This is a genomic window from Streptomyces hainanensis, from assembly GCF_004348415.1.
In the GTDB taxonomy this organism is placed as follows: domain Bacteria; phylum Actinomycetota; class Actinomycetes; order Streptomycetales; family Streptomycetaceae; genus Streptomyces; species Streptomyces hainanensis.
Window position 1 is genome coordinate 1 of record NZ_SMKI01000589.1, and the last position, 4120, is coordinate 4120.

The 4120-nt window shown below is 67.2% G+C and carries 1 protein-coding gene; it reads right to left on the minus strand.

Annotated elements, in window-relative coordinates; all coding sequences use genetic code 11:
- On the minus strand, positions 1–4072 hold a 4072-nt coding region (locus E1283_RS33040; RefSeq protein ID WP_165956337.1), incomplete at its 3' end, for a non-ribosomal peptide synthetase.
- Between the last annotated feature and the right edge of the window lie 48 nt (positions 4073–4120).

A 4120-nucleotide genomic window follows, 5' to 3' on the forward strand; every position in this document is an offset into this window, starting at 1 on the left:
TCACCCGCCGCCACGCCAACACATACCGCTCAAGATCCAACCCCACCCCCTCGAACTCCAGATACGCATGCGTCGACACATTCCCCAACTCGAACGCATCCGACCGACCCAACAAATAAGCCTGCTGGGTATCCGTCACCGGAAACGCGGCGAACCGCTCGCCCGCGGCGTCCACCACGACCGGCAGGGGTGCGGGCAGGTGGTCGTATTCGGACTGGGCGACTCGGTGTTGGTCGATGACGAGGGCGAGTCCGGCCACCGTGCGGGACTCGAAGACGTCGCGGAGGGCGATCTCGACCTGGAACTCGGTGCGGATCCGGGCGACGAGCCTGGTCGCCACGATGGACTGGCCACCGAGCTCGAAGAAGTTGTCGTGGATTCCGACCTGGGGGACGTCGAGCAGGTCCTTCCAGATGGCCGCCAGTCGGGACTCGGTGGGGGTGCGGGCGTCGACCGCCTCGTTCCCGGTCGCGTCGGCGAGGAGGGAGGGGGCGGGCAGGTTCCGCCGGTCCACCTTGCCGTTCGCGGTCAGGGGCAGGGCGTCGAGGAGGATGAAGGACGCCGGGATCAGGTGTTCCGGGAGCCTGTCGCGCAGCCACTCGCGTATCTCGGTCCCCTGCGGGACAGTCGTCTCCTGGTCGGCGATGTCGAGGGCGATGTGACGAGTGGCCGTGCGGTCGACGCGCCCGCCGAGCATGCCGTGGAGGAAGACATGACTGTCGCGGAGCCGGAAGAGCTCGGTGATGCGGCGGAAGTCCATGTCGCCGACGGGGCACAGCCCGATCTCGTTGTCCGCGGCCCAGGTCATGAGGAGCTGGCCCATGTAGCCGGACTCCATCAGGCACAGGTCCCGGGCGAGGTCTCCGTACATGGGCTCCACCGCGGCCGTCTCCCCGACGAAGAACAGGGAGAACGCGGACGCCTCGAAGAGGGCGTGGTTGTGTGCCGCGTGGATGTCCCGATCGACGGTGGCGTGTTCGTCGAGGAGGACCAGGGTGCCTTCGCGGGCGTTGTAGTAGTAGGCGCCGGCGGGCACGCCGTCCACGCCGCCGGGGGCGACATAGACGTAGGTCTGCACCGGGTACAGGCCGCCGCCGGAGGGATAGCGGTACTTCGGTAGGCCGTCCACCTCGATCTGGTACAGGCAGTTCAGGCAGTCGCTGAACTCCTGGAGTCCGACGGGCTGGTCGAGGAAGGTGCGGTCGCTGCGGCGGTGGAGATAGCGGTCGACGAGCGCGTCGTCGGTCGTGGGGGTGAGCAGCGGGACGCGGTCTCGGTCGGGCTCGCGGCGGATCCCGGGCTGGGTGAGTTTGAACTCGGCCCTCTCCAGCGGGTCCCGCAGCGCCACGCGACGCATGCGCGTGTCGGTGAAGTCGCCGGCCTGGGCGGCGGTGAGCCGTGCCGACCCGTGGTGGCTGGTGGTGAGGTAGGCGGTGAGGGCGTGGTAGCCGGGGCGGTCGGGGTGGGTGACGGGGACGACGACGGCGTTGGTGACCTCGGGGTGCGCGGCGAGCTGGGTCTCGATCTCGCCGAGTTCGATGCGCATACCGCGGATCTTGACCTGAAAGTCGGCGCGGCCCATGAACTCCAGCACGCCCTCCGGCCGCCAACGCCCCAGGTCACCGGTCCGATACAACCTCTCCCCGGTGACCGGATGGGTGACGAACGCCGCCGCCGTGCGCTCCTCGTCCCGCCAGTAACCCCGAGCCAGACCGACACCCGCGACATACATCTCACCGGTCACCCACTCCGGGCACGCCTCCAACCGCTCGTTCAACACGTGATAACGGGTGTTCGCGATCGGCCGCCCGTACGGAATGCTCGACCAGTCCGAATCGAGCTCGCCGACCCGGTACCAGATATTCCACAGCGTGGTCTCCGTCGGCCCACCCACCGACACCAACTCCGCCCCGGGCGCCACCACCGAAAGGCGAGACGGCACGGACATCGGAATCCAGTCCCCACCGAGAAACACCGTCCGCAGCGAGGAAAGCGCCCGGTCTTCGCTGCCGACGTGCTCCAGCAGCATCTCCATCATCGCCGGCACGGAATTCCACACCGTCACCCCATGCGCCGCGATCAGCTCAGCCCAATGCGCCGCGTCACGCACCCGACCCGCATCCGGCAACACCAACGTCCCACCCGCGCCCAACACCCCGAACACGTCGAACAACGACATGTCATGGTGCAACGCCGTCAACCCCAACGCCCGGTCAGTATCCGTGATCCGGAACTCGCGCATCGTCTCCTGAAGCGCGTTCACCAACCCACGATGGCCGATCATCACCCCCTTCGGCTGACCCGTCGAACCCGACGTGAACAACGCATACGCCAGATCATCCCCGCCCCGCACCGGCTCCGGAACGGCAGTGCCGTCGAGGTCGTCGGGAAGCGGCTGGTCCAGGCACAGACGCTCGATGCCCTCCGGCCAGGGAAGGGAAGTGTTCAGGTGTGACTGCGTCAACACCACCCTGACCTCGCCGCGCTCCAAGAGGCCGACCAACCGCTCCGCCGGCGCGCCCGGGTCGATCGGCAGATACGCCGCGCCCGAGAACAACACCCCGTAGGCCGCGACGACCTGCTCCCAGCCCTTGTCCATCACGATCCCGACGAGAGAGCCCGGCCGGACTCCCTGATCCCGCAACCACCACGCCACCTGGTTCGCCTCGTGACGCAGCTCCCGATACGTGACCGAACGACCGGAGGTCACCACCGCCACCTGATCGGGACGCCGACCCACCTGCTCCAGGAAGAAGTCCTGGGCCAGGGCCTTCTCGATCGGCCGCTCGGGACCGGCGCTCAGTGCGCGTCGTTCGGCCTGTTCCTGGGGAAGCAGGCGCAGGTCGGAGGCGGACCAGAGTCGGTCGTCGTCGGCGAGGTTCTGGAGCAGGGTGTGGTGGGCGGCGAACATGTCGCCGACCATCCCCTCGGGGAACAGCTCCTCCACCACGTCCCAGTTGAACAGCAGTGCTCCCTCCCGCTCCTCGACCTGGTAGTCCATCCACACCTGGGGCGTCTGCGAGATGGCGTGGACGGGGGTGAGCTCGCGTTCCAGGGCGGTGCGCTCGTCTCGCGAGAGGGCGAGGGTGCTGGTGAGGACGACGGGCATGAGGGCACGGTCCATGCCTCCCTGACGTCGCATCAGTTCACGCAGCACCCGCACGCCGCTGACGTACTGGTGGCTCAGGTCGTTCCACAACCGCTCCTGCAGCCGCCGCGCCCGCACCTCGAACGGCTCACGCTCCCGGTTGTCCACCTCCAACAGCGTGAACGACGCGAACTCCCCCATCACCTCGTTCACCTGCGGATGCAACGGCAGGCGGTTGATGCGGGGCACGTTCAGGGTGAGATGGGCGGTGCGGCTCCAGCTGGCGAGTGTCTCGGCGTAGGCGGCGAGCAACAGACCCGTGGGCGTGAGTCCGGACTGAGCGGCGCGGGTCTTCAACCGTGACCAGGTGCCGGCGTCCAACCGCGCCTCGTGCCGGACGAACCTCGGGAACACCACCGTCCCCGGATCCTTCACCATCGGCAGATCCGGCGCCGCCGGCAACTCCCCCAACCGCCCCCACCAATACTCCCGCGACCGCTCCCACAACTCCGTCCCCTCAATCGCCGCCTCGGCCAACACATAATCCCGAAACGACACCCCCAACACCGGCAACTCCACATCAGGATCCTCATAGAACCGCGACAACTCACGGAACAGAATCCGCCCACTCGCAAAATCGGAAATCAACGCGTCCACACTGATATGGACCCGCACCCGACCACCATCGAGCAACGACACAACCACCTCGAACAACGGCCACACATCCGCCGGCCGCACCTCATGCGACAACCGCTCCCGCACCCCCAGCAGACCAGCCTCAACCCCCGCCGCATCCACCCCCCGCAAATCCACCACCACCGGCTCGAACAACGGAACCTCAGCCAAAATCCGCTGCTCATTACGAACCGGATCCATCACCGCCCGCAACATCTCATGCCGATCAATCACCCGCCGCCACGCCAACACATACCGCTCAAGATCCAACCCCACCCCCTCGAACTCCAGATACGCATGCGTCGACACATTCCCCAACTCGAACGCATCCGACCGACCCAACAAATAAGCCTGCTG